We start from the raw sequence: 20,431 nt of genomic DNA, 5'->3' as shown, positions 1-20,431 counted from the left end.
CTCTCTTTTGGCTTAATACCTAACCTTTATGCTCCAACTTAATGGGATTGAAATACAACAATTTGGTACGCAATAAAGGTGATTAATAATAGGACGCCATGCCAACGAGTCAGTTGTTTTTTGGCGCCACTGGATAAGACTAAAACGGCTAACGCTGCGCTTGTGCCTAATACCATGTAGAAATCTCTCCCACTGGCTTGTGCATCTATCACGCCAGGGGCGATAAGCCCTGGTATCGCGAGTACCGCTAATATATTAAATAAGTTAGATCCAACGATATTGCCTATTGCTAAATCATCTTCTTTTTTTAATACCCCAGCAATACAGGCGGCAAGTTCTGGCAAACTAGTTCCCACAGCAATAATGGTTAAGCCAATGACCAAATCAGAGAGCCCGTAAAATTTGGCAATCCCGACTGCACCATCTACCATCCAACCTGCTGATAGTGGGAGTAATATAATACCAACTATAAGCCAAATGATAGCACGAAAGGTGGGGACGTTTTTAGGGATCTCAGATTCGATATCGTCATCTAAAGCATCTGGGGTTTTATTGTGAGTGGCTTGCCAAATGAAATAGCCCATTAATGCAAAAAACAATATCGTGAGCATGATGCCTTCTGCACGAGTTAACAAGCCATCATGTAAGGTGTAACCGGCAAAGACGGTGGCGGCTAACATTAATGGGATTTCACGTTTAAGCGTTTTGGAACCGACGCTAATCGCGCCCAGTAATGCGGTTAATCCTAAAATTAAGGTAATGTTGGCAATGTTTGAGCCCAAAACGTTACCGACAGCGGTATCGCGCATGCCGTCCATTGAGGCTGTTGCTGCCACGAACATTTCCGGGGCAGAGCTGCCCATCGCGACGATAGTCAGTCCAATCAACATGGGTGGCAAGCCTAAATTACGTGCAAATGCTGCTGCTCCGTAAACAAATCTATCCGCGCTCCACACTAAAACAGCAAGGCCTGCAATTAACATTAGGATATTAACTAACATGAGATTCCTATGATGATAAATAATTAGCGGGCATTTTCGCTGGATTTTCACTAAATTGAAAGCATTGCACACTAATTGTATTAACAATGAGCATTGGTTATATGGATATAGTTGTCGCTTAGTGGACAATTACAGTACAATTTGCGCTTCATCTTTTTCTAAGGAAGGTTGTTATCTCCTCAACACCGATGCCTGATATGAGTAAATCAAATAATTCCCCTTTGGTCGAAATAAACCATTTGGCGTTTAGCCATGGTTCGCGAGTGATCTATAAAGATATTTCGCTAACGATACCTAAAGGTAAAGTGACGGCCATTATGGGCCCAAGTGGGATAGGTAAAACTACCTTATTAAAATTGATTGGTGGGCAACTCAGACCTGACAGCGGCCAAATTTTATTTGATGGCCATGATGTTCATAAGTTAAAGCGCGAAGAACTCTTTGAGCTGCGCAAGCGTATGAGTATGTTGTTTCAAAGTGGTGCTATGTTTACCGACCTTAACGTGTTCGATAACGTCGCATTTGCATTGCGAGAGCATTCGGGATTACCTGAAGACATCATTCGCTCTATTGTATTGATGAAACTGCAAGCGGTAGGTTTACGCGGCGCAGCATATTTAATGCCAAATGAATTGTCTGGTGGTATGCAACGCCGAGCTGCATTGGCGCGTGCCATTGCGCTTGAGCCCGAAATGATTTTGTATGATGAGCCTTTTGCTGGGCAAGACCCTATTTCTATGGGGATGCTGGTGAAATTAATTCGTGAGCTTTCAGATACGTTAAAGCTCACCTCTGTTGTGGTATCGCACGATGTAGATGAAGTGTTGGGTATTGCTGATTACGTTTACGTCATCGCAGAGAAAAAAGTCATTGCACACGGAACACCAGAGCAACTTCGTTTGTCTGATAACCCGCAATTAATTCAGTTTATCCAAGGCGCGCCAGATGGTCCGGTGCCATTTCATTATCCTGCCGAGGATTATCAAGAGGAGTTATTGCGTGGGCGTAATTGATTACATTGCCGACATCGGCAAATACGCACTAAAAATGGTGTCAGGCCTTGGCCGTGCGGGCTTAATGCTGTGGGGCGCTATTGTACGAGTGCCTAATATCAAGAAAGGTTTACCATTATTAATCAAGCAAATTTATGTGCTTGGTGTTCGTTCAATGGTGATCATACTGGTATCAGGTTTATTTATTGGTATGGTGCTGGCATTGCAGGGATATAACATTCTTGTTGGTTTTGGCACTGAAGAAAGCTTAGGCCCAATGGTCGCGCTGAGTTTACTACGTGAATTGGGTCCGGTGGTTGCTGCACTGTTGTTTGCTGGTCGTGCCGGTTCTGCACTCACAGCAGAAATTGGTCTAATGAAATCCACTGAACAGCTATCGAGTTTAGAAATGATGGCCATCGATCCACTGAGGCAAATTATCGCACCGCGATTTTGGGCTGGGGTCATCAGTATGCCTTTGCTTGCATTAATGTTCAGTCTAGTGGGCATTTTTGGCGGTCACCTGGTGGGTGTCGAATGGAAAGGTATCGATAGCGGTGCGTTTTGGTCTATTCTTCAAGCATCGGTAGAGTGGGAGCAAGATATTGTTAATAGCTTGATTAAAAGTGTGATTTTTGGCGTAGTTGTCACTTGGATAGCCTTATACAGAGGTTATGAAGTACAACCGAATCCAGAAGGCATTAGCCGTGCAACAACATCTACCGTTGTACAGGCCAGTTTAGCTGTTTTAGCGCTGGACTTTTTGCTAACCGCAATCATGTTCGGAAATTAAGGTTTTTTCATTGTTTAGTTTAATTGAAGTGGTTTAAGAGTATGTTGACACGGAAAATTGAGTTACTAGTAGGCGTGTTTTTATTGTCTGGTCTGTTGGCTTTTTGTGGGTTGGTATTTAACGTTGCCAATGTCGAAGTAAAGTCAAATGACCAAACTTACACATTAGTTGCCGAGTTTAATAACATCGGCGGGTTAAAAGTACGCTCTCCTGTGAAAGTCGGTGGTGTGGTGGTCGGTCGAGTGACAGACATTACCCTTGATACCCGTAAATTGATCCCTGTGGTCACATTGACTATGGATAAGCGCTTTGATCAGTTTCCTGAAACCAGTAGCTTAGCTATTTTAACATCAGGGTTATTGGGCGAGCAATTTATTGGCCTAACCCCAGGCTTTATGGATGATGACATTGTTATGCTTGCGAATGGCGATAAAGTTCACGACACGCGTGGTGCATTGATTTTAGAAGATTTAATCGGTCAGCTTTTGTACAGTATGTCGTCTAAAGATAAATAGGAGCTCTATAATGAAAGCACTTTTTAGTCGTGTAATTGCGTTATGTTTGGTGGGCAGTGCGGTAATAAGCTCTGCAGCGATAGCGGCCAATGACGAGATAGATACCACAAATCCATATGTGATGATCAAGCAAGTTGCCAATAAAACCTTTGATCGTTTTAAAACAGACAGAGCAATCATTGACACTGATTTAAGTCACCTGAAGGTGATTGTTAACGAAGAATTAATGCCATATGTTGATTATAAATATGCTGCATACAAAGTGATGGGACAGTATTTACGTGACACCACGCCAGATCAGCGTGATCGCTTTGTTGAAGCATTTGAAGGCTATCTTGTGGCAACCTACGCGCAAGCGTTGACTGAATATACCAACCAAGCTGTTGAGTTCGATCCTGCCAGCGATTTCAGCGAAGAAAAAATTGTTGAAATTAATGTGCAAATTATTGAAAAAGGTCGCCCTCCGATCAAAATTCAATTTAAAGCACGTCGTTTAAAAGACAACACCTGGAAGGCATTTGACCTCGTGGCCGAAGGCATAAGTTTGCTTGCGTCTAAGCAATCTGAGATCTCTAATTTGATCCGTCAACAGGGTATTGAAGCTGTAATTTCAATGTTAAATGACAAAACTAAACAACAAATTGACCGTCAACCAGCTAAAGAAGCCGTTGCAGCGTGATTACCTTTAATCAACAAGAGCAGCAGTGCTTTGTTAGCGGCCGCTTAACGCAGGTTGAAGTAAAACAATTATGGCCAAAACGCCAAGAGTTGTTTACTGCTTCAACCCAAGTGATAGACTTGGCTGCTTTAGAATACGTCGACAGTGCTGGGGTAGCATTACTGCTGGCATTTGTTAGATTACATCACTCTGGTAATAACGAACAAAGCGCATCTCGCCAACTGGTTAATCCCAGTGAACAGCTCATCAAAATGATAGAGCTATATGACTTAGACGCTTTTTTTGGCAAGGCTTAGTGAGTCAGCACTGATTGTTGCATCACTCCCATTGCTGAATAATCAGTTATACAACTGGCCAGTTTTATCTGTATTCGTTTGATAAGTAATAGTCTGATAAATATTAGGTTTATAAGCACGAGTCTTATAAACAAGAGTTTTATAAGTAAAGGTAATAGATTTCATGGATTGCAAAGTTATTGAACAAATTTTGACAGAAGCACTGTCTTTGACAGAAGCTCATGTAACGTCAGACGGAAGCCATTATAAAGTGGTAGCAGTAGGAGAGTGCTTTGATGGCCAGAGCCGAGTTAAGCAGCAGCAAGCGATTTATGCTCCATTATCAGAGCAAATTTCCAGTGGCGAATTACACGCACTCACTATCAAAACGTTTACGCCGACCCAGTGGAAGCGTGAAAAACTTTTTAACATGTAAGTACTGAGATTCACTGTGGATAAATTAACAATTATAGCCAGCAAACCGCTTGCTGGTGAAGTCGTGATCTCTGGTGCAAAAAATGCTGCCTTGCCTATTTTGATGGCTGGCGTATTAGCTGAAACAGATTTTATTGTTTCAAACGTGCCTAATTTACGTGACGTCAACACCAGTTGTGAGCTTTTACGCTGTCTTGGTGCAGAGGTTGAGCAACTCGAGGGGAGTCGTGTTCGTATTTCAACGACTAACTTAAATGAGTATTGCGCACCGTATGATCTAGTCAAAACCATGCGTGCTTCAATCCTTATTTTAGGGCCATTATTGGCCCGTTATGGTACTGCTGACGTCTCTTTACCTGGCGGTTGTGCTATTGGTGCTCGCCCGGTTAACCTACATTTACACGGTTTAGAGCTTATGGGCGCTAAAATTGAAGTCAAAGAAGGCTACATAAAAGCGCGTGTTGATGGTCGCCTCAAAGGTGCTCATATCTTTATGGATATGGTGAGCGTTGGCGCTACTGAAAACTTATTAATGGCTGCTGCATTAGCAGACGGCACTACCGTGATTGAAAATGCTGCCCGCGAACCTGAAGTGACAGATTTAGCCAATTGCTTAATTGCAATGGGCGCTAAAATAACTGGCATAGGCACAGCAACGTTAAAAATTGAAGGTGTTGAGCGTTTATCGGGTTGTGAATACCGCGTAATGCCAGACCGGATTGAAACCGGTTCTTTCCTTGTTGCCGCAGCGGTAACTCGCGGTAAAATTCGTTGTGTATCTGCAGACCCAAGTGCATTAGAGGCTGTGCTTTCTAAGCTTGAGGATGCCGGCGCGACGATTACAACAGGTGAAGATTGGATTGAGCTTGATATGCACGGTAAGCGTCCAAAAGCTGTGAATATTAAAACGGCACCTTATCCTGCTTTTCCGACAGACATGCAAGCACAGTTTTGTGTATTAAATGCTCTGGCAGAAGGGACGGGTAGAGTCACTGAGACGATTTTTGAAAATCGTTTTATGCATGTTCCAGAAATGAGCCGTATGGGTGCCAATATCGAGCTTGAAGGCAATACTTGTATTATTCATGGTATTGAACGTTTAAACGGTGCTCAAGTAATGGCGACCGATTTACGTGCTTCAGCCAGTTTAGTGATTGCAGGGTTAATGGCCGACGGCATGACAACGGTAGATCGTATTTATCATCTCGACCGCGGTTATGAACATATTGAAGCTAAGTTCCAAGGCCTTGGTGCTGAAGTCGTTCGTGTGAAGTAACAGGTTCTATTGCTGTACTAAAACGCGACTAAAAAACTGCCACAAAAAAGCCATTCACTGAAAAGTTGAATGGCTTTTTTATTGCTAGGGCAATGGTTGAAATTATTCCGGTTCGTCAGCTTTCTCGGCAATTATCACCGGTAAAGTCTGCTTTTTTCCTTCACGAATAATCGTCATGTTCACTTTTGTACCTGGAGTGGTCTCTGCAATACGGTCCAGTAGCATTTCTACACCGGGTACATCTTCTTCATTATATTGAGTGATCACATCTCGTGGTGCTAAACGTGCGCGAGCGGCAGGACCATCGGGGTCAATACCAGTCACTAATACACCTTTTAAATCAGGCAAGTTAAGAATTTGCGCCACCACAGGGTTTAATGGTTCGCCAGAAATCCCAAGGGCACCACGGATAACGCGTCCATGTTTAATTAATTTATCCATAATGCTGTGAGCTAACTTTATCGGAATAGCAAAACTAATCCCATTACCGCCGTTGTCACCGCCAACCTGAAATGCAGCGGTATTGATACCGATTAACTCACCGCTAGTATCAATTAATGCACCGCCAGAGTTACCAGCGTTAATCGCGGCATCTGTTTGTAAAAAGTCTAAATAACCTGAGCTTAAGCCGTTACGACCTGTCGCGCTAATAATGCCTTGAGTAATGGTTTGGCCAATATTGTATGGATTGCCAATGGCCAATACCACGTCACCAACTTGAGCGGGGTTATAAAGATTAAAGGGTACGACAGGTAAATTGTCACCTTCGATTTTAAGCACTGCTAAGTCTGTTACGGGATCTGAACCAACGACTTCGGCGGTAAATTTACGGCCGTCTTGCAGCGCAATCACAATCTCATCTGCTTTTTTTATCACGTGATAATTGGTTAGCACATAACCATCTTTACTCATAATCACCCCAGAGCCTAAGCCCTGCAGTGAACTTGAATTTAATGGGTTACGCTGATCAATGCTTAGGCTATAAATATTAGCGACTGCGGGTGCCGCACGGCGAACCGCTTTGGCAAATGACAGTTCTGAACCGCCACTATGTACCGTTGATAAACCACTATTGAGGGCGTTATTGGGTAACACTGAGGTAATAACTAAAAAAACAGCTGCCATGATCAGGCCAAATACCGCAGCTTTAACTATATAGATGCATGTGTCTTTAAAATTCATGGCCTGAGATTTGTTGAAGAAAATGAACTTTATATTAACATAACTCAAAAAATTAAGCATTGACCAAACTGGGGCTGATGCTTAATTATTCAAGTCACATCACAGTCATTAACACCTTGATAGTTAATGACTGTAGACAGAAACGTGCTCGTTACATTTGTGTCAGTTGATTAAGACTAACGTAACACTAGGTAGAGTAAGTTATTGTCGCGAAGTATCTTTAATGCCACTGAGCTTTGGTTTTCTTTCAGCGCTTCTTTTAATACTTTTAAGCTAGAAATTTTACTGCGATTTAAGCCGACAATTAAATCTCCTTTTTGTAATCCACTCAATGCTGCGGGTGAGCCTTGGGCAATATCTGTGATCTCAATACCTTTCTTACTGTCTTCTAAAGTTGCACCTTGTAGCATAGGGTGCACATTGCCCGCTTCAGCTTCTACTTTATCAGCTTCACCTAGAGTCGCTTTAATCGTTTTATTATCGCCATCACGGATAATACCAAATTCGACTTGTGCTCCAGCGCCCATGGTGGCAACTTTGGCGCGAAGTTCTTGGAAGGTTTTAATACTGCGGCCATTAAGGCTAACAATAATATCACCTGCTTTTAATCCGGCTTTGTCTGCTGCACTCTTGGGAATGACTTCATTAACAAAGCCACCATGTTGAGTGTCTAAGCCAAACGCTTTAGCCAGTTCATTATCAAGATCTCGCCCTGAGACGCCTAATACTCCGCGGCGCACTTCGCCATGTTCGATGATTTGCTCAACGAGGTTGTTAACCATGTTTGCAGGTATCGCAAAACCAATGCCGACATTACCGCCATTAGGTGCAACAATGGCAGTGTTAATCCCAATGAGTTCACCTTTTAAGTTCACTAATGCGCCGCCAGAGTTGCCACTGTTAATGGCCGCATCTGTTTGAATAAAGTTTTCGAGCATTTCAATGCCTAAACCGCTGCGACCTAATGCACTGACAATACCAGAGGTCACGGTTTGCCCTAAACCAAAGGGATTACCAATGGCCACGGCAAAATCACCCACGCGGATATTGTCTGAGTCAGTTTGACTAATGGCGGTCAGATTTTTGGCTTCGATTTGCAGCAATGCAATGTCAGACTCTTTATCTGCGCCAATCAGCTTTGCTTTCACTTCACGGCCATCATGTAAACCAATTTGAATATCATCCGCGCCATTAATGACGTGATTATTGGTGATAATGTATCCTTTCGCTGCATCGATGATGACACCAGAACCTAACCCTCTAAAAGGGCGCTCTTGCACTTGTTCCTGCGGAGCGTTAGGCCCAAAAAAGTAACGAAATACATCAGGTACGCGTTGTTTTGATACTTGAGTACCTGAAACCGCAACAGATACCACAGCAGGAGTAGTGCGTTCTAACATAGGTGCAAGACTTGGCATTGCCTGGCCATCAACCGATTGTGGAATCGCGGCTTGAGACACTGCTGGAAACATCGTTAGCGATGCGGTCAATAATGCTGCAGAAAGTAAGCTTAATTTGGTTTTCATGTATTGGTAGCTCCTAGATGCCTTCAGTTTGATACTTAAAATATGTGGTTTGAAAGCATGATTTCAAAGTTAAATATCGTTAATCAATTTGGTTGTTGTTCATTCGGTTGTTTGTGCTGGCTGTTTAATCAATAGTGATGCTTAAATAGCGGCAAATAAATTCGGTTATGCTGAGTTATTTATTCAGAGTAAAGCACTAAACGTTAGTTCCATATTGATTAACAAAGCTTAATTTGATCGTTTATAGCGGTTACTCGTATTGAATATTTAATGTTATTATCCGCAGCAATTATTTGATGTAAGAGAGTCGTAATCGTGTCGCAGCTAACTCCTTGGCAGCATTATCAGCAAGACCTTACCCGAGATGATTTTTCACATGATGCCGCACAAGAACAGGCAGTAAAATCATTACAACGAGTTTACGATGAACTGATTAACGCAAATAAACCGGCGTCGGGATTATCTAAGTTTTTTTCGGCTGTGGGTGTAAAAGGCAAACCTATTCCGGTTAAAGGCCTGTATTTGTGGGGCGGCGTCGGACGCGGAAAAACCTACCTAATGGATACGTTTTACGATGCCTTGCCTGGCGATCGTAAATTGCGAGCTCACTTTCATCGTTTTATGCATCAAATTCATCACGATCTTACTGACTTAAAAGGTGTGCAAGATCCGCTGATCAGCATTGCAAAAAAAATGGCTGGCCAGTATCAGGTGATTTGTTTTGATGAATTTTTTGTCTCTGACATTACCGATGCCATGTTGCTGGGCACATTATTTCAAGAATTGTTTAAACAAGGCGTCGCGCTAGTCGCAACCTCAAATATTATTCCTGATGAGCTGTATAAAAATGGCTTACAGCGTGCACGATTTTTACCTGCTATCGCATTAATTAATCAACACTGTGAAATTCTCAATGTTGATTCTGGCATTGATTACCGCCTACGTACATTAGAGCAAGCCGAGATTTATCACTATCCGTTAGATGAGCAAGCTGACATTAACTTACTGCATTATTTTGCCCAATTAGCGCCAGAATCTGAAGTGCAAACCGCTGCGATTGATATCGATGGCCGAGCGATTACGATTCGTCAGCAATCACAAGGTGTACTGCTAATTAATTTTAGAGACATGTGTGATGGGCCGCGTTCACAGCGTGACTATATGGAAATAGCTTGCCAGTATCATACTGTGTTGCTCAGTGGCATAGAACAAATGGGTGCGCAGCAAACGGGCGATGATATAGCCAGACGATTTTTAGCCATGGTAGATGAGTTCTATGAACGTAATGTCAAACTGATTGTATCTGCTCAAATTGAGCTTGAAGACATTTATACCGATGGGCAGCTGACTTTTGAGTTTAGGCGTTGTCGTTCACGTTTAATCGAAATGCAATCGAGGGATTATTTGGCCTTAGAGCATTTACCTTAAAGGTGTTCTCTGCATTTAAGCGCTGGAGATTTCATCGTGAATTTGAATAGAGTAATTTATTTTGAAATATCTTAAAAAGCAGGTGATCTTTGGTTTCTCTTTGCGTATAATCTGCGACCTGCCCGCGTTAATCCGCCAATTTGGGCGGAAGTTGTAAGCCAATATTCATGTTCGAAGGGGCAAGAATCGGTAATTTTGTGTTGATTGCAACCTGCAATCGGCATGTGAGACAGAAAATTAACTTTGGGTTTTTGTAATAATGAAGACTTTTACTGCTACACCAGAAACTGTAACTCGTGACTGGTTTGTTGTTGACGCTGAAGGCAAAACTTTGGGTCGTATCGCAACTGAAATCGCAACTCGCTTACGTGGCAAGCATAAGCCAGAATACACTCCACACGTTGACACTGGTGATTACATCATCGTTATCAATGCTGAAAAAGTGACTGTAACTGGTAATAAAGCTGCTGGTAAGATTTACTACTCTCATTCAGGCTTCATTGGTGGCATTAAGCAAATCAGCTTTGAGAAGCTTCAAGCTCATAAGCCTGAAATGATCATCGAGAAAGCAGTTAAGGGTATGTTACCAAAAGGTCCTTTGGGCCGTGCTATGTTCCGTAAACTTAAAGTTTACGCTGGCACAGAACATAACCATGCTGCACAACAACCACAAGTTCTTGATATCTAAACGGGAGGAGTAAGCAAATGTCTGCAACTCAGTACTACGGCACTGGCCGTCGCAAAACATCTACAGCTCGCGTTTTCGCTAAAGCAGGTAGTGGCAATATCATCGTAAACCAACGTCCTTTAGATGTATATTTTGGTCGTGAAACAGCTCGTATGGTTGTTCGTCAACCATTAGAGTTAGTTGAAATGACTGATAAGTTAGACATCTATGTAACTGTTAAGGGCGGTGGTACTACTGGCCAAGCTGGTGCAATTCGTCACGGTATTACTCGTGCACTTATGCAACTAGATGAAGCTTTACGTCCTACTCTACGTAGCGCTGGTTTTGTTACCCGTGATGCTCGTAAAGTTGAACGTAAGAAAGTTGGTCTACGTAAAGCACGTCGTAAGCCACAGTTCTCTAAGCGTTAATTCGTTTTTTGGATTCAAAAAACCCAGCATATGCTGGGTTTTTTATTGCCTAAAATAAACATAATAAATTGTACCGTTTAGCGCATAATCGAGATCAATAGATTAACTTACTTAATGGCAATACTACTTTATTTGAGGCTTTTAGCATGAGTTTACAATTACTAATGACCGCTTTTGGCCTAGTTTTAATTATTGAAGGCCTAGGGCCGTTGCTTTTTCCTCACAAATGGCAAAAATATTTATTTGAGCTTTCTACACAAAAGCAAAATGTTCTCAGACGCTTAGGTGGAAGCCTTGTTACCGCTGGAATTGTTTTATTGATTATTTTTTAATAAAACACTTGCCTATAACCCCCTAAAATCTGTTAAAATTCTATTTTATACCACAAGACGTTGCAGCTAATAATGGGCAAAAATGTAGTCGTACTCGGCACTCAATGGGGTGACGAAGGCAAAGGTAAGATTGTCGACCTTTTAACAGAACAGGCAAAATACGTAGTTCGTTACCAAGGCGGCCACAATGCCGGTCATACTTTGGTAATTGATGGTGAAAAAACCGTTCTTCATCTTATTCCGTCAGGGATTTTACGTGATAACGTAAAATGCATTATCGGTAATGGTGTGGTTGTCGCTCCTGATGCGTTGATGAAAGAAATCAACATGCTGAAAGGCCGCGGTGTACCTGTAGAAGAGCGTTTACTTATTTCTGAAGCGTGTCCGCTTATTCTTCCATTCCATTGTGCACTTGATATCGCTCGCGAAAAAGCGCGTGGTAATAAAGCCATTGGTACAACAGGTCGCGGTATTGGTCCTGCATATGAAGACAAAGTCTCTCGTCGCGGTCTACGCATCGGTGATTTGTTTAATGCAGAGCTTTTTGCGACGAAGTTACAAGAAGTCATGAAATATCATAACTTCATGTTAACTGAGTACTACCAAGCTGAAGCAGTTGATTACCAGCAAACACTTGATGATGCATTAGCGATTGCTGATTATCTGAAGAGCATGTGTACTGACGTCACTGAAATGTTAGATGTTGCGCGTAAAGCGGGTGAGCCAATCTTATTTGAAGGCGCACAAGGTACATTATTGGATATCGACCACGGTACATATCCATTTGTAACTTCATCAAATACTACAGCAGGTGGTGTAGCGACAGGTTCAGGTTTTGGTCCTCGTCACTTAGATTACGTACTTGGTATTATGAAAGCGTACACTACTCGTGTAGGTGCTGGTCCGTTCCCAACAGAACTTGCTAATGAAATCGGTGATTATATCGGTGAAAAAGGCCAAGAGTTTGGTGCCACTACCGGTCGTAAGCGTCGTCCAGGTTGGTTAGATGCAGTGGCAATGCGCCGTGCAGTTCAAATCAACAGTGTCAGCGGTTTCTGTTTAACTAAATTAGACGTTTTAGACGGCCTAAAAGAAGTTAAAATTTGTGTTGGCTATGAATATCCTGATGGAACAGTGTCAAAGGTTACCCCTTTAGCTGCTGAAGGTTATGAGCTAGTGACACCGATTTATGAAACGATGCCTGGTTGGAGCGAAGTGACTTACGGCGCAACTTCAATTGAGCAATTGCCAGAAGCGGCAATCAATTATATCAAGCGTATCGAAGAGCTTTTAGAAACGCCTATTGATATTATCTCTACTGGTCCGGACCGAAATGAAACCATGATTTTGGTTAATCCGTTCAAGTAAAGATTAAGAGGCCGCGATAAGCGGCCTTTTTTATGAGTACCGCTAAAATAGTATTGAGCATGCCGCGTCTTTTCTCTGAGGGTAACACTCAAGAAATGCGCTATACTGCCGATGGATAAGTCATCATCGTGTTATTGAGAATCCTTATGTTGCGTATATCTTTAGTCCTTTTTAGCCTAATCTCGGCCAATGCATTTGCATTAGATGAGGCTGTCGATATTTATAGCGATCAACAACTGATATCACTTATCCAATCGAACCAGTATTTACAGCGCGTTAAAGCCGATGATTGCCAATTAGTGCAAGATGTTGAGGCGCGTGCAGAAGTTTTACAACAACCCTTATATCAATTTTTATGGGGTGAAATGTTAATTAATGGCGTTTGCGTAAAAGCGCATCCGTCTCGCGGTATGATGTTATTACAAACATCAGCGGAGCAAGGTAGCTCTGAAGCCATGGTAAAATTGGCGGATTACTATTATCGCGGTAAACTAGTGGTGAAAGATCCTAATCGCGCAGTGCAATATATATTGCCTGCAGCTGCTAATGGCAATTTAGCCGCTAAAATGATGTTAGTTCGCTTATTTGGCGAAGGTTACGGTAGCCCGACCGATTATGAAATGGGTTATCACTGGTTGTATAACAGTATATTTGATAACGATGCCGAACAGAAAAAGGCCTCGTCTTTATTGCAGGTGTTAGCTGCAAAAATGCCCGCCAGTGTAGTGGCCAGGGCTCAGCAGCCTCAGCTGTACAAACGTTAAGGCTCCACAGTATGGAGCAAATTATTTGGAAATTGAATGATCAACGATCCTCATTTTGATAGAGAGCAAGACAAGTACGACAATCCTATTCCTAGCCGCGAGTATATTTTAGAGTACTTGCGCGCACAAAAGTCTCCTGTTACCCGCGACAAAATAGCCGAAGCACTAAAAATAACCGAAGAAGAGCCATTAGAAGCACTTCGTCGTCGTTTACGTGCGATGGAACGAGACGGCCAATTGGTATTTACTCGTGGCCAAAGTTACGGTTTACCTGAGCGCATGGATTTGTTGTCAGGTAGTGTCATTGGGCACCGTGATGGTTTTGGCTTTTTTAAGCCAGACGAAGGTGGCGATGACTTATTCATCAATAACCGTGACATGCTGATGTATTTTCATGGTGATAAAGTATTGGCTCAAAAAGCGGGTACTGATCGCCGTGGACGTCGCGAAGCACGGATTGTGCGCTTGGTGCAAGAGCGCACCGCAGCACTCGTTGGCCGCTACCACGTAGATGGTGGTATGGGCTTTGTGGTTGCTGATGACCGCCGTATTACTCAAGAAATTTTAATCGATAACAACGATCGTAATGGCGCTAGAGCTGGCGACGTTGTCGTGGTTGAATTAACCCGTCGTCCAGGCCGTTTTGTTAAAGCTGCCGCCAAAGTAACTGAAGTGCTGGGTAAAACCATGGCGCCAGGTATGGAGATCGAAATTGCATTGCGTAATTACGATTTACCGCATACCTGGTCGGCGATTATCGAGAAAAAACTAAAACGTATTCCAGACGAAGTCACCGAAGAAGATAAACTCGGTCGTGTTGATTTACGTCATTTACCGCTTGTCACTATTGACGGTGAAGATGCACGAGATTTTGACGATGCGGTATATGCAGAAGCTAAACCAAGTGGTGGCTGGCGTTTATGGGTCGCGATTGCTGATGTCAGTCATTATGTTAGAACCGATTCAGCACTCGATGTAGAAGCGCGTGCACGTGGTAATTCCGTTTATTTCCCGTCGCAAGTTATTCCTATGCTGCCAGAGAAAATCTCTAACGGTTTATGTTCATTAAAACCGCATGTTGACCGTTTATGTATGGTTGCCGAGATGACCATTTCTGCAGCGGGCAAGCTATCGGGCACTAAGTTTTATCCCGCTGTGATGCATTCACATGCACGTTTTACTTATACGCAAGTTGCCGACATGCTTGAAGGCGGCTCGATTGCACCAGAACACGAAGCATTATTCCCGCATTTATTGTGTTTGCAGTCGCTGTATCTAACCCTGGATGAGCGCAGAGCTGAGCGTGGTGCAATTGCGTTCGAAACATTGGAAACGCAGTTCATTTTCAATGAAGATCGTAAAATTGATAAAATTGTACCAAGAGGTCGTAATCAGGCGCATAAGATTATCGAAGAGTGCATGATTTTAGCCAACGTAGCGTCTGCAAAGTTTGTTAAAAAGCATAAAGGCGAAGTGTTATATCGTGTTCATGAAGCGCCATCTGAACAAAAGTTAGCAAACTTTAAAGAGTTTCTGGCTGAACGCGGGTTAAGCATGGATGGTGGTTTAGAGCCTACGCCAACAGATTACCAAAACATCATGTTGAAAATTGCTGATCGCCCAGATTTTGAGCTTATTCAAGTGATGTTACTGCGATCAATGCGCCAAGCTATTTATAGTCCTGATAATGAAGGTCACTTTGGTTTAGCATTAGAAGCTTATTCGCATTTTACTTCGCCAATTCGTCGCTATCCTGATTTGATTTTGCACCGAGTCATTAAATATTTACTCGCAAAAGAGCAAGGCCAAGTGGGTGACAAATGGACTCAAGATGGTGGTTATCTCTACCAAATTGAAGAGTTGGATTTATTGGGTGAAGAATGTTCAACAACTGAGCGCCGCGCCGATGAAGCAACCCGTGATGTCAGTGACTGGTTGAAGTGCGAATACATGCAAGACCATGTTGGCGATACCTTTGAAGCGGTCATCGCATCGGTCACCAGCTTTGGTTTGTTTGTGCGCCTTAATGAATTATTTATTGATGGCTTGGTGCATATTTCAAGCTTAGCCAGTGATTACTATCAATTTGATCAAATGCGTCAGCGTTTAATTGGTGAGAATACTCGCCAAGTCTATCAAGTGGGTGATGAGGTCACTGTTAAAGTGGCCGCAGTGAATTTAGACGACCGTCAAATTGATTTATTGATGGTGGGTGACAATAGCAAAGGTACAGGTAAAACCGCGCGTAAAGGCAGTAAGCCGACAACCGCTCGCCAACGTGTTAATGCTGAAGGTGCTAAGTCAGCACGAGGTAAATCATCTGCGAAGTCCGATATACCTAAATCTGACAAACCTAAGTCAGAAAAATCAAAATCTGACAAGCCTAAAGGCAGTAAGCGTCGTTCAAGCGGAAAAGCTTCATCTCCAGCGGCAAAACCAGCGGCGGTAAAGAAACCTTCTGCAGTTGCACAAAAAACAGATGCAGCAAAACCAGATTCTAGCGTTAAGAAAACCCCTGCCAAGCGCAGCAAGAGAAAGTAATTAAATGAAAAAACAAGATACCATTTTTGGCATTCATGCCGTTCAAGCCTTATTAGCCAATAGCCCTGAGCGAGTCATTGAATTGTGGCTATTACAAGGCCGTGACGATGAGCGTTTAATGCCATTAATTCAAACTGCTTCAGAGTTTGGTACTACGCTGCAGCGTGCCGCACGTAAAGTGTTAGATGAAAAAGCCGGTAGCTCGCAGCACCAGGGCATTGTGGCTCGTGTTAAAGCTACTAAACCATTAACCGAAAATGATTTAGATGCGTTATTAGATAAAACAGACGTACCATTTTTACTGATATTAGACGGTGTAACTGATCCGCATAATTTAGGTGCGTGTTTGCGTAATGCCGATGCTGCAGGTGTACATGCTGTTATTGTACCGAAAGACAACTCAGTAGGCTTAACCTCTACCGTGAGCAAAGTGGCTTGCGGTGCGGCTGAAACTATCCCATTATTTCAGGTGACCAATTTGGCCCGCACTATGCGCCATCTTCAAGAGAAAGGTGTGTGGATTGTAGGCACTGCAGGTGAGGCTGATGGCAATGTTTATCAAGCGGATTTAAAAGGCCCGTTAGCGATTGCTATGGGCGCGGAAGATAAAGGTTTACGTCGCTTGTCACGCGAAAGTTGCGATTCATTAGTGTCTATCCCAATGTCTGGCAGTGTTTCAAGTCTTAACGTGTCTGTTGCTACAGGTATTTGTTTATTTGAAGCGGTAAGACAACGTCTAGGCGCATAAGCGTTTTGTGCAAATAAAAAACGGCGATAATCATCGCCGTTTTTTTATATTTGAATCTTTATATTATTGAATGTTAGCGCCGACTCATCTCGTTATCGACGTCTTCATCATCAATATCTTCTTTTTCAATATCAAGCTCATCTTCCTCATCAATGGCATTCGCATAAGCGGCGTTATAGTCCGGTTGATCTTCTGCATCATCTTGCTCATCGTCAATGATATCGTCGAGTCTATCAAAGGCATCATCAGCGGGATAAATCATCTGTTCGTTAACCATTTCAACATTCACCCTTGGATCCAGCGATGCTGCTAATGGTGAGCTGACTAAGTCACCACCGGCCATCACATAATCGCCAGTAGAGAACTGTTCTGCTTTCTGACGAAGATTAATCCACATTAACCGTGCTAATAAGGTAAATGAGCATATTGCCATAAAGCCATAGAGCATTTGATCGCCGAGCACTTGCATGAGCCCTGATGCGACTAATGGGCCAATACTGGCACCAATACCAAAGGTGACTAAGATGGTGGCTGACAAACCGACACGCTCGTGTTGTTCGACTCGTGAGTTGGCTAAGGCTGTCGCTAATGGGTATAGCGTAAAGGCTAGTATGCCAAATAAGCTGGTGAGTATGAGCGAGTAAACGGAATGAAACGGCACTATGGTGATAATTAATACGAGTACACCAAGTAACGCACAATTAATTCTAATCAGTAAGCTGCGCGAAATAATGTCCGACAATTTGCCCATTGGCCATTGTGCCAATAGGCCTGCGAAAATGGTACACGACATATACATCGCGACATGTTCAGGATCGATCCCCTTTGCGGTGGCGTAAGAGGGAGCAAGACCATAAAAACAACCGACTATCATACTTCCCAAAGCAATAGTTGATAATGCCTGTGGTGCACGTTGCCAAAAGTGACCCATTTTTAATGGCGCTGGAGTAAGTGGTTCTGGGTGGATTCTGCGAGTGATGGAAATGGGCACGATGCACAGTGCAAAACAAATGGCGATCAATAGTAGTGGTTCAATGCCAAGTTCAGGGTATAAGCTAATTGCACCTTGACCGGCCATAAGCCCGAGGTAAGAGACAATCATGTAACTGGCAAAGACTGTGCCGCGCTGATTGGTTTCTGCTTGCTCGTTTAGCCAGCTTTCTAAAACCATATATTGACACATCATGCCCATGCCAACAGCAAGACGTAATATTAACCACACGGTTAGGTTGTCAATCAGTGCATGGCCTAATGCAGATGCCGTAACAATCCCTGCACAGGCGACGAAAGCACGAATATGGCCCACTTGTGCTATCAGTTTATGGCCCACTTTAGACCCACAAACAAGGCCAATATAGTAGGCCGACATCATGCCGCCTATCCATATTTGAGGCACATGCATATTCGTTAGGCTTAAGCCTAAATAAGTGGTGAGTAAACCTGCAGCGAGCACCATCAAAAAAGTGGTGCTATATAATGATGCAAAACTGCGTAGCGGGCTGTCCATAATGCGCCTCGATAGTTTCAGTAAAACGGGTACACTTTACTGAATGAATGGCTTGTTTCGTTTCATTTCACTTATGCTAAATAACCTGTACATAGAATAATCAAGGTCTTTCAAGAACGCTCTGTCCTGCTTACTGCGTTATTCTTTATCATAAGAAGACTGACAATAGGCAGCCATTGACGCGTCAATTCGCCTTGTTAGTAACACAAATGACAAGCTTGAAAGTGAGTTTACGTTAACCTATTAATTGTTAATGTCGTTAACTCATCCCTTATCCTGATTTCAGGTTAAATCATTATTGAAACGTATATAACAAGTTGAAAGTGGTCACTGTATCGGTATTTTTACTGTCTTCAGGGACCACTTCAGTGTACTTGATGTTCATGCCAATTTTAAATGCCCAATCTTGAATAAAGGTATTTTTATAACTCATATCAAGGGTTAACGTATTGTTCTCTAAACCGGTTTCGGCTGTTACGTCGGCATTAAAGCTAGTGTATTCTTGTAATTTTACATTGTACTTGGCAGCAGAACGCAGAATGACATCACGGTTTTCATCTGGATACGGGTCTTCGGTACTGGCTTGTGGTTGGTCGTAACGATAACCTGGGCCGGCTTCAAGGCTGAGTTTAGTTCTGCTGTTTTTAATTAAATCAAAACCATAACCGCTTGAGATAGTGGTTATGCGGGTATAAGAGCCAAATTCGTTCCACGTAAATTCACCACGGCCGAATACATAACCTCGGTCTAACTTATAGTTTGACTGTAAAAACAGTTCATACTTTTCTGCCGTCGATTCACTGCCATCGGCGGCATAATAAGCTTTGACCGTCGCTTCTTGCTTGGTTTTTAACGTGTCATAAGTTAAATAAGTACGGCCGTTGAAGTTTTTAGTTTCGTTGTTGCCGCTGTTCAATTGTAAACCAGCTTCAACTTCGGCATTAAAACTCGTCGTCGGTTCTTGATAATCGGGTGGAACTAAAGCCCATGCTGGAGCAGACAATAAGAAGAGGAAGCATGTAGTAACTAGATTTTTTAAGGTCATCATTAAATTGCTTTATTCTGTGATGGCGTAAACGCAAGGTTTTTGACTGCCGACATCATACCTGCAATCAAGTTTGCTGAAAAGAGAGTTATTACTTGAGTTTCACTCTATGTTTATGTATTATCGCGCGCTCAAATCAGTCACTTTAATTCGTTCCTTGCCTCCACATTGGTCCGACTGAGCCAGAAAAGAGGCTACTTAACCGTAAGGAGCAATAAATGCGTCATTACGAAATCGTATTTATGGTTCACCCAGATCAAAGTGAACAAGTCCCAGGTATGATTGAGCGTTACACCGGTGTTATCACCGCTGCTAACGGAACAATTCACCGTTTAGAAGATTGGGGCCGTCGTCAATTGGCATACCCAATTCAAGACCTACATAAAGCTCACTATGTTCTTATGAACGTAGAAGCATCTGCAGAGTCTATGGAAGAGTTAGAAACAGCTTTCCGTTTCAACGACGCTGTTCTGCGTAACATGGTAATGCGCACTAAAGTTGCCGTTACTGAAGCTTCTCCTATGGCAAAAGCAAGAGACGAACGTGATTCACGTCGTTCACCTTCTGATGACCGTAGCAATGAAGAAGAAAGCGCTGAAGAAAACGCTGAATAATTTATTCTGTGAATAACCACTTAACCTTGTTTGGTACGGTTACCCGAACTAAACGATTAAATAGCCCTAGCGGGATAAACCATACGGTTATTACGGTAGAGCATAAATCACAGCGATATGAAGCAGAGTTATTACGTAACGTATACTGCATTATACAGGTGATATTAAGTGGTCCACGCTTTAATAGCGTAACAGATAAATTACAAGCAGGTGTGCAGGTTGAAGTAGAAGGGTTTCTTTCACTACAACAAGGACGAAATGGTCAAAACCGTTTAGTTTTGCATGCTGAAAATGTCGAATTGAAAACTTAGG

The 20,431-nt window shown here is 42.8% G+C and carries 22 protein-coding genes; 17 read left to right on the top strand and 5 right to left on the bottom strand.

The genetic code is table 11. The annotated features are described in order from the left end of the window. Nucleotides 1-38 precede the first annotated feature (38 nt). The gene (locus tag AC19MV_RS05695) at nt 39-1,001 is read right to left on the bottom strand and encodes a calcium/sodium antiporter (protein WP_432400034.1); all 963 of its coding nucleotides are present in this window, start codon (nt 999-1,001) and stop codon (nt 39-41) included. A gap of 188 nt (nt 1,002-1,189) precedes the next feature. Here AC19MV_RS05695 and AC19MV_RS05690 point away from each other — a divergent pair, with 188 nt between their 5' ends. From AC19MV_RS05690 to murA, 7 genes are all read left to right on the top strand, one after another. Beyond that, complete coding sequence (locus tag AC19MV_RS05690; protein WP_428848133.1) at nt 1,190-2,014, top strand: ATP-binding cassette domain-containing protein; 825 nt, start codon at nt 1,190-1,192, stop codon at nt 2,012-2,014. Further along, nucleotides 2,001-2,786, top strand: coding sequence for a lipid asymmetry maintenance ABC transporter permease subunit MlaE (mlaE, locus tag AC19MV_RS05685; protein WP_432400033.1), 786 nt, complete (start codon nt 2,001-2,003; stop codon nt 2,784-2,786). The genes AC19MV_RS05690 and mlaE overlap by 14 nt, the downstream gene beginning before the upstream one ends. 41 nt (nt 2,787-2,827) lie before the next feature. Continuing rightward, entirely contained in the window at nt 2,828-3,301 is a 474-nt protein-coding gene (mlaD, locus tag AC19MV_RS05680) for an outer membrane lipid asymmetry maintenance protein MlaD (protein ID WP_432400032.1), read from the top strand. Nucleotides 3,302-3,311: 10 nt separating this feature from the next. Further along, nucleotides 3,312-3,980: an MlaC/ttg2D family ABC transporter substrate-binding protein gene (locus AC19MV_RS05675; RefSeq protein WP_498306230.1), complete on the top strand. Its 669-nt coding sequence runs from the start codon at nt 3,312-3,314 to the stop codon at nt 3,978-3,980. After that, the gene (locus AC19MV_RS05670) at nt 3,977-4,276 is read left to right on the top strand and encodes an STAS domain-containing protein (protein ID WP_432400030.1); all 300 of its coding nucleotides are present in this window, start codon (nt 3,977-3,979) and stop codon (nt 4,274-4,276) included. The genes AC19MV_RS05675 and AC19MV_RS05670 overlap by 4 nt, the downstream gene beginning before the upstream one ends. A gap of 163 nt (nt 4,277-4,439) precedes the next feature. Next, the gene (locus AC19MV_RS05665) at nt 4,440-4,691 is read left to right on the top strand and encodes a BolA family protein (RefSeq protein ID WP_498306228.1); all 252 of its coding nucleotides are present in this window, start codon (nt 4,440-4,442) and stop codon (nt 4,689-4,691) included. A gap of 15 nt (nt 4,692-4,706) precedes the next feature. Beyond that, nucleotides 4,707-5,966 carry a UDP-N-acetylglucosamine 1-carboxyvinyltransferase gene (gene murA, locus AC19MV_RS05660; protein WP_432400029.1) on the top strand — a complete coding sequence of 420 codons (1,260 nt, stop codon included), beginning with the start codon at nt 4,707-4,709 and terminating at the stop codon, nt 5,964-5,966. Between the two features lie 102 nt (nt 5,967-6,068). On the opposite strand, the gene degS is transcribed toward murA, so the two are convergent. Continuing rightward, entirely contained in the window at nt 6,069-7,148 is a 1,080-nt protein-coding gene (gene degS, locus AC19MV_RS05655; protein ID WP_432400028.1) for an outer membrane-stress sensor serine endopeptidase DegS, read from the bottom strand. Between the two features lie 176 nt (nt 7,149-7,324). Then, a complete protein-coding gene (gene degQ / locus AC19MV_RS05650; protein WP_498306227.1) occupies nt 7,325-8,674 on the bottom strand; it encodes a Do family serine endopeptidase DegQ in 1,350 nt (449 codons plus the stop codon). Nucleotides 8,675-8,989: 315 nt separating this feature from the next. On the opposite strand from degQ, the gene zapE reads away from it, so the two are divergent. The 8 genes from zapE (at nt 8,990) to rlmB (ending at nt 16,953) form a co-directional block, all read left to right on the top strand. After that, nucleotides 8,990-10,102, top strand: coding sequence for a cell division protein ZapE (gene zapE / locus AC19MV_RS05645; protein WP_498306226.1), 1,113 nt, complete (start codon nt 8,990-8,992; stop codon nt 10,100-10,102). Between the two features lie 259 nt (nt 10,103-10,361). Continuing rightward, complete coding sequence (gene rplM / locus AC19MV_RS05640) at nt 10,362-10,790, top strand: 50S ribosomal protein L13 (protein ID WP_011638797.1); 429 nt, start codon at nt 10,362-10,364, stop codon at nt 10,788-10,790. Between the two features lie 17 nt (nt 10,791-10,807). Next, entirely contained in the window at nt 10,808-11,200 is a 393-nt protein-coding gene (gene rpsI / locus AC19MV_RS05635) for a 30S ribosomal protein S9 (RefSeq protein WP_432400025.1), read from the top strand. Between the two features lie 146 nt (nt 11,201-11,346). Further along, nucleotides 11,347-11,532, top strand: a complete 186-nt coding sequence (locus AC19MV_RS05630; RefSeq protein WP_432400024.1) for a DUF2065 domain-containing protein — start codon at nt 11,347-11,349, stop codon at nt 11,530-11,532. 72 nt (nt 11,533-11,604) lie between these two features. Then, nucleotides 11,605-12,900 (top strand): adenylosuccinate synthase, encoded by a 1,296-nt coding sequence (locus AC19MV_RS05625; protein ID WP_432400023.1) that lies wholly within the window; start codon nt 11,605-11,607, stop codon nt 12,898-12,900. Nucleotides 12,901-13,046: 146 nt separating this feature from the next. Continuing rightward, nucleotides 13,047-13,664: a tetratricopeptide repeat protein gene (locus tag AC19MV_RS05620; RefSeq protein WP_498306224.1), complete on the top strand. Its 618-nt coding sequence runs from the start codon at nt 13,047-13,049 to the stop codon at nt 13,662-13,664. A gap of 36 nt (nt 13,665-13,700) precedes the next feature. Continuing rightward, nucleotides 13,701-16,205: a ribonuclease R gene (gene rnr / locus AC19MV_RS05615; RefSeq protein WP_498306222.1), complete on the top strand. Its 2,505-nt coding sequence runs from the start codon at nt 13,701-13,703 to the stop codon at nt 16,203-16,205. 4 nt (nt 16,206-16,209) lie between these two features. After that, nucleotides 16,210-16,953 (top strand): 23S rRNA (guanosine(2251)-2'-O)-methyltransferase RlmB, encoded by a 744-nt coding sequence (gene rlmB / locus AC19MV_RS05610; protein ID WP_432400019.1) that lies wholly within the window; start codon nt 16,210-16,212, stop codon nt 16,951-16,953. 73 nt (nt 16,954-17,026) lie between these two features. Here the strand turns inward: rlmB and AC19MV_RS05605 are convergent, their stop codons facing one another. Together AC19MV_RS05605 and AC19MV_RS05600 are read right to left on the bottom strand one after the other, a co-directional pair. Next, entirely contained in the window at nt 17,027-18,460 is a 1,434-nt protein-coding gene (locus AC19MV_RS05605; RefSeq protein ID WP_498306220.1) for an MFS transporter, read from the bottom strand. Between the two features lie 295 nt (nt 18,461-18,755). Then, nucleotides 18,756-19,508 (bottom strand): DUF481 domain-containing protein, encoded by a 753-nt coding sequence (locus AC19MV_RS05600; protein WP_432400016.1) that lies wholly within the window; start codon nt 19,506-19,508, stop codon nt 18,756-18,758. Between the two features lie 215 nt (nt 19,509-19,723). On the opposite strand from AC19MV_RS05600, the gene rpsF reads away from it, so the two are divergent. Continuing rightward, entirely contained in the window at nt 19,724-20,119 is a 396-nt protein-coding gene (gene rpsF / locus AC19MV_RS05595) for a 30S ribosomal protein S6 (RefSeq protein ID WP_432400015.1), read from the top strand. 8 nt (nt 20,120-20,127) lie between these two features. After that, nucleotides 20,128-20,430 carry a primosomal replication protein N gene (gene priB, locus AC19MV_RS05590; protein ID WP_160052670.1) on the top strand — a complete coding sequence of 101 codons (303 nt, stop codon included), beginning with the start codon at nt 20,128-20,130 and terminating at the stop codon, nt 20,428-20,430. Nucleotide 20,431: the final 1 nt, after the last annotated feature.

The sequence above is a fragment of the Shewanella sp. MF05913 genome, from assembly GCF_059758095.1.
The sequence above is the reverse complement of the archived record's forward strand: the minus strand, read 5'-3'. Positions and strand labels throughout refer to the sequence as shown.

Bases quoted from the DNA above. Each gene is read 5' to 3' on its own strand.
- AC19MV_RS05695 (WP_432400034.1), bottom strand. From the start codon at position 1,001: ATGTTAGTTAATATCCTAATGTTAATTGCAGGCCTTGCTGTTTTAGTG.
- AC19MV_RS05690 (WP_428848133.1), top strand. From the start codon at position 1,190: ATGCCTGATATGAGTAAATCAAATAATTCCCCTTTGGTCGAAATAAAC.
- mlaD (WP_432400032.1), top strand. From the start codon at position 2,828: ATGTTGACACGGAAAATTGAGTTACTAGTAGGCGTGTTTTTATTGTCT.
- AC19MV_RS05675 (WP_498306230.1), top strand. From the start codon at position 3,312: ATGAAAGCACTTTTTAGTCGTGTAATTGCGTTATGTTTGGTGGGCAGT.
- AC19MV_RS05665 (WP_498306228.1), top strand. From the start codon at position 4,440: ATGGATTGCAAAGTTATTGAACAAATTTTGACAGAAGCACTGTCTTTG.
- degS (WP_432400028.1), bottom strand. From the start codon at position 7,148: ATGAATTTTAAAGACACATGCATCTATATAGTTAAAGCTGCGGTATTT.
- degQ (WP_498306227.1), bottom strand. From the start codon at position 8,674: ATGAAAACCAAATTAAGCTTACTTTCTGCAGCATTATTGACCGCATCG.
- rplM (WP_011638797.1), top strand. From the start codon at position 10,362: ATGAAGACTTTTACTGCTACACCAGAAACTGTAACTCGTGACTGGTTT.
- rpsI (WP_432400025.1), top strand. From the start codon at position 10,808: ATGTCTGCAACTCAGTACTACGGCACTGGCCGTCGCAAAACATCTACA.
- AC19MV_RS05630 (WP_432400024.1), top strand. From the start codon at position 11,347: ATGAGTTTACAATTACTAATGACCGCTTTTGGCCTAGTTTTAATTATT.
- AC19MV_RS05625 (WP_432400023.1), top strand. From the start codon at position 11,605: ATGGGCAAAAATGTAGTCGTACTCGGCACTCAATGGGGTGACGAAGGC.
- AC19MV_RS05620 (WP_498306224.1), top strand. From the start codon at position 13,047: ATGTTGCGTATATCTTTAGTCCTTTTTAGCCTAATCTCGGCCAATGCA.
- rnr (WP_498306222.1), top strand. From the start codon at position 13,701: ATGATCAACGATCCTCATTTTGATAGAGAGCAAGACAAGTACGACAAT.
- rlmB (WP_432400019.1), top strand. From the start codon at position 16,210: ATGAAAAAACAAGATACCATTTTTGGCATTCATGCCGTTCAAGCCTTA.
- AC19MV_RS05605 (WP_498306220.1), bottom strand. From the start codon at position 18,460: ATGGACAGCCCGCTACGCAGTTTTGCATCATTATATAGCACCACTTTT.
- AC19MV_RS05600 (WP_432400016.1), bottom strand. From the start codon at position 19,508: ATGATGACCTTAAAAAATCTAGTTACTACATGCTTCCTCTTCTTATTG.
- rpsF (WP_432400015.1), top strand. From the start codon at position 19,724: ATGCGTCATTACGAAATCGTATTTATGGTTCACCCAGATCAAAGTGAA.